We start from the raw sequence: 4,621 nt of genomic DNA, 5'->3' as shown, positions 1-4,621 counted from the left end.
CCGCGGCGGGGCGCAGCTCAACCTCATCGATGTTGACGACAGCGGCACGCTCAAACATGCTGTCGCCCTCTGCGATTATCCCGATGCGCTCTGGCGCGCGGTGGCGCCCGCCCTTGTCGACGCTCCGACTCCCGACACTTCACCAGTCTCGCTGGCCGAACTTTATGCGTCCCGCGCCGTTCCCGATCCGCAACTGAGCGCCTGCTTCATAGCGCTGATACCTGCCGAACTGGAAGCGGCGCTCGAGGCCGAGCATCCCGATGCGCTGGACAGACGCGACGCTTTCGGTGCCCGGATCCATTGCATGCACCAAATGCGCTGGTTCAACGATATTTTCGCCTTCCTGCCGCCCGAGGCGCTGTCGCAAACCGGCTGGCAGGCTGCCGCACGGCAAATCGACCAGCCCGAAGGGCCTCGCTGGGCACCGGAGCTTCTGCTGCGCCGCCGCTCGCTGTTCCACGATCCGAAGCTCGACCGCGCGGATGCCCTGATCCGGGAGATTGAGGCGTCGCTCTGGATTACCTGCGAGAAACCGTTCGGCGCAGGGCAGGATTTCGACGCCTATCGCGCCGGCCTGTTCAGCCAGGTGATGGCCGACCCCTGCGCGCTGGGAATCCTTCACGATGACGGCGATCGCCAGTTCGCTGTCGTGACCGATGCCCTGGAAGCGGCTGGTCATGACTGGCGCAATGCTGGATCCATCATTCTTCCGGCAGCGATCGCCGTCTGAATTCCCCCTCCACATTCAATGCGAACGACCGCCTTCTGGCGGCCGGTCAAGGAGTATGTCCGATGAACATTCCCATCAGCAATTTCACCCGCGACGCCCGCGTCCCGCTCGGCCATTGCTCGACCGGTCCCCTCGAACTGGATCTCGGCAAGCTGATGTCGGGTCGCTGCCTGATCCAGGGATCATCGGGCGCGGGCAAGAGCCAGACGCTGCGCCGGATCATCGAGGAAGCCTTCGACTATCTCACGACCATCATCGTGGACCCCGAGGGAGAGTTCGCCAACCTCGCCGCGCATATCGGCGCTACCACCGTGGTCGCGCGCGACTATGCCAATGACGGTCTCACCGCACTTGCGCTGCGCACGCGCCAGCACAGGATCGCGCTGCACCTCGATCTCACCGATCTCGAACCCGATCACCGCATCGAGAAAGCGGCCGCCTTTTTCGCGGGGCTTCTGTCAGCCCAACGCGAACATTGGGCGCACACGGTGCTGGTATGCATCGACGAAGCGCATCTGCTGGCACCGCATATGGCAGCGTCCGCCCGTGATGCGGAAACCCGCCGCCTGGGCGTTGCCACGCTGACCGACATGTGCGCCCGGGGCCGCAAACGCGGCATAGGCACGATCATCGCCACGCAGCGTCTCGCCAAGCTCGCCAGTTCCGTGGTCTCGGAACTGCATAATCATCTGATCGGCCTCAACGTCTTCGACCGCGATGTGGCGCGCGCCGCGGACCTGCTCGGGTTTGGCACCGATCAGGCGGCGCTATTGCGCCTGCTTCCACCCGGCGAGTTCTTCGCCTTCGGTCCCGCGCTGTCCGCCACGCCCGTGCTCGCGAAGATCGATCCGACGATTACGCCGCATATCGGCCGCACGCCTGACCTTGTGGCCGCTGCCGACCTCGGCCCGGACGAGAGCCGCACTTTGCTCGACCTGGAAAATCTGCGCGAGGTTGCGCCGGCCAGGACCACCCATGCCGCCATGCGGGGGCAACGCGCGCTCGACGCCTTCCTGCTCGACCCTGCTGCTCCCGCCGCCGCACGCATTGTCGGTGCCCTGGGCCACATTGCACCTAATGCCACCACGTCCGACGATCTTGCGCGCCATCTTGCGCTTGCCGCCAATGATGTCGACGCCGGACTGGATCTGCTCGCTGCCATCGGCGCGTCCGATACGATGCCGCGGGGGGATACGCGTATTGCGCGTCTGTCGGCCCGGTTGCGGCTGCGCGTCGTCGATACGCCCGTCGTCGGTCTGGTCTGAAGGAAGCGCACCATGACCCATAAAAGCTTCGATCTCGACGCCGATATCGTCGAACTGACCCCCTTTGTCCCCGAAGCGGAAGCTGTTCCGACCGTGCCGCTTGCAGAACTGGCCTTCCGTGCGGATGCATGGCTCCCCGATGAGACGAAGCGTCTGCGCGCCGCATTCGCCGAAGATCACACGATCGATGAGATAGCGGCCATGCTTGGCAGGCCTCGGGCGGGCGTCGCCACGCGTATCCATGATCTTGGCATTCGCCGTAACTCGCGGCGGTCCTGGACCGAATGGGACGACGAGGAGATGGCACGCTGCTATGCGCACGAACCGACGGCAACGCTGGCCGCCCGGCTCGGTCGGGGCGTAAGTGCGCTCTATGCCCGCGCACGGCTGCTGGACCTGTCCGAACCCGGATCGCCACCCTATAGCGGATGGGAAGATGCGCAACTTCGCGCCGGCTACGAGAAGGGCGTTCCCGTCGCCCAGATCGCGAGCCTGATCGGCCGTCCGTTCACTGGCATCATTGCCCGCGCATCGACATTGGGCCTCCGCCATGCCTGTCAGCCCGACGACTGGAGCGACGCGGAAATGACCCGTGCGCTCGAACTTGCTTCGACCGGCGCACGCTATGTCGCCATTGCGCAGTTTCTGACGGCCGAAGGCTTTCCGGCCCGCAACGGTCGCAGCCTCGGGCAACGCCTGCGCAAACTGGGCTATGGTCGGGGCTGGGGACGTCCATGGATTGCTGAGGAAGACGATCTTTTGCGCCATGCCTATACGACCGGCGCGAGCCTGACGCCGCTGCGCGAACGTCTTGGGCGCACGCCCCACTCCATCCGATGGCGGGTCGAAGCGCTGGGCTTGCGTGGCACCCATGTCCACCGCGACGGCTTTCGGCAGGGGCCCGTCTGGACGGCCGAGGAAGAAGCCCGGTTGCGGGCGGACTATGGCAATATTCCGACACGGCAAATCGCCGACCAGATTGGCCGCGGCGTGCGCGCCGTTCTCTACCATGCCAACCGGATGGGCCTTACCCACGGTTTCATGCGCGCGTTCAGCGCCGACGAGGACAGGGCGATCCGCAATGCCTGGACATATGGCGTCTCGATGGTCGATGTCGCCCAGGCGCTGGGCCGCGATCCCGCCGTCATCGGCAAGCATGCCGCGCGTATCGGCTGTCGGTTCAACGATCCTGCAAGGCCTGTCCGAGGCCCGAAGACCCGGCGGGCAAATCGCATTCCCGTCACGCTTCGGAGCCTGCTCGCGCTCGATTCCGCGGATGCGGTCGATGTCGACCTTCCGCTCGCTGCCTGATCCTGTTCCAGCACGGAGGTCATCATGTCATCGTCTGACCATCGCGGCCCTTCCGCCTCACCATCCACAAGGCCCGAATTTACCTATTCCCGCTGGAGACATGGCGGCTGGTATGTTCACGGCGTCCGCTACCCAAATGGTGCGATCGGTTGTGTCTCCCGAAACTATCCCGACGGCAAATGGCGCATCGTTTGCGATCCGCGCCCCTTCGAGGAACGCCCCACCTTCCAGAAGCGCGAAGACGCCGCCATGGCCGAATGGCGACTGGCGCAAGCGGAAGTTCTGGAAAGCAATAGCGGCACTCCGCGCTGCTGCTCACAACCCTGATCCTCGACACCCACCGTCAACCGGATGGAGGACACCATGCCATCTGCCTGGAAAACCTGTCGCTGTTGCGGTCAATATGCCGGCCATTTCGAGCAGCACTGGAATCGCGATACCGGCTATGGCCTTTGCGAGGATTGCATCGACTATTGTGCCCATGGCGAAACGGCCGAGAGTTTCGAGCGGACCTACGGGGTAGCGGACGTCCATTATGCCCGAAGCCCGTCGCCCGGCATCCTGGGCAATGCGGACTGAGCGACGAAGCCCGCACGATCCCCAAGAGATCGCGTTTTAGGCTCTCCGAGCCGATCAGGCTGATGATCTACGCGACCACGTCGCCAATTCCCGTCGCCGTACCGCTCGAAATACTGCGGCCGCTGCCGACGATCTGTCGATCGCGGCCTGATTTTCCGCCTATCCCACTGGAGGCTCCATGTCCCCGCCAGACCAAAGCAACGGTTTCTCGCCACTGAGGCAGAAACTCTCCTCTTTCGATAATGCGTACAAAATCGCCCTTATCCTTCGACGTGACAAAGGCGTCCCGCATTATGTCGTACGCGGGATCCTGCCCCTCCAGGCCTATCGGGTGACGACGAGGCCGCCGGCCTGGCCGGACCGCTGGCTGGCGATGGTCGCATGAGCGCGGGCAGTCGTGCGCCCGTCGTCGCGGCATGGGGTGCGGGCACCAATTCGACCGCGATGATCATCGAACTGGTCCGCCGCGGCGAAATCCCGGACATGACGTTGCTGGCAGCCATGCCCGAGCAGCCACACACGAGGCGGCTTATCCCTTTCTTCCGCCAGTGGATGGACGATCATGGCGTTCCCAACGAGATCGTCGAATATCAGGCCCGGTTCTTCAAGCATTGGCCTCCCTACACCTCGCTGCTCGATGCCTGACGAACGGCACATTGCCGTCGATTGCCTTCGGGCAGCACAGCTGTTCGGCCCGGCATAAAATTTCGCCGCAGGATAAGTGGGTCAAGGCATG

At 64.2% G+C, this 4,621-nt stretch carries 6 protein-coding genes; all 6 read left to right on the top strand.

Annotated features, from left to right (window positions below; genetic code table 11):
• Nucleotides 1–730 (top strand): hypothetical protein (locus tag ACFQ24_RS04410; RefSeq protein WP_380909276.1); only part of this gene is annotated, 730 nt, incomplete at its 5' end.
• A 62-nt stretch (nt 731–792) separates the two neighbouring features.
• A complete protein-coding gene (locus tag ACFQ24_RS04405; RefSeq protein WP_380909274.1) occupies nt 793–1,995 on the top strand; it encodes an ATP-binding protein in 1,203 nt (400 codons plus the stop codon).
• A gap of 12 nt (nt 1,996–2,007) precedes the next feature.
• On the top strand, nt 2,008–3,306 hold the full coding sequence (locus ACFQ24_RS04400) for a hypothetical protein (RefSeq protein ID WP_380909272.1): 1,299 nt from the start codon (nt 2,008–2,010) through the stop codon (nt 3,304–3,306).
• A gap of 24 nt (nt 3,307–3,330) precedes the next feature.
• Nucleotides 3,331–3,633, top strand: coding sequence for a hypothetical protein (locus ACFQ24_RS04395; RefSeq protein WP_380909270.1), 303 nt, complete (start codon nt 3,331–3,333; stop codon nt 3,631–3,633).
• A 36-nt stretch (nt 3,634–3,669) separates the two neighbouring features.
• The gene (locus ACFQ24_RS04390; protein WP_380909268.1) at nt 3,670–3,885 is read left to right on the top strand and encodes a hypothetical protein; all 216 of its coding nucleotides are present in this window, start codon (nt 3,670–3,672) and stop codon (nt 3,883–3,885) included.
• Between the two features lie 381 nt (nt 3,886–4,266).
• Nucleotides 4,267–4,530, top strand: coding sequence for a hypothetical protein (locus ACFQ24_RS04385; protein ID WP_380909266.1), 264 nt, complete (start codon nt 4,267–4,269; stop codon nt 4,528–4,530).
• The last annotated feature ends 91 nt before the right edge of the window (nt 4,531–4,621 follow it).

The sequence above is a fragment of the Sphingobium olei genome (genome assembly GCF_042678845.1).
GTDB lineage: Bacteria > Pseudomonadota > Alphaproteobacteria > Sphingomonadales > Sphingomonadaceae > Sphingobium > Sphingobium olei.
This window is presented reverse-complemented; position numbering and strand designations above follow the sequence as displayed.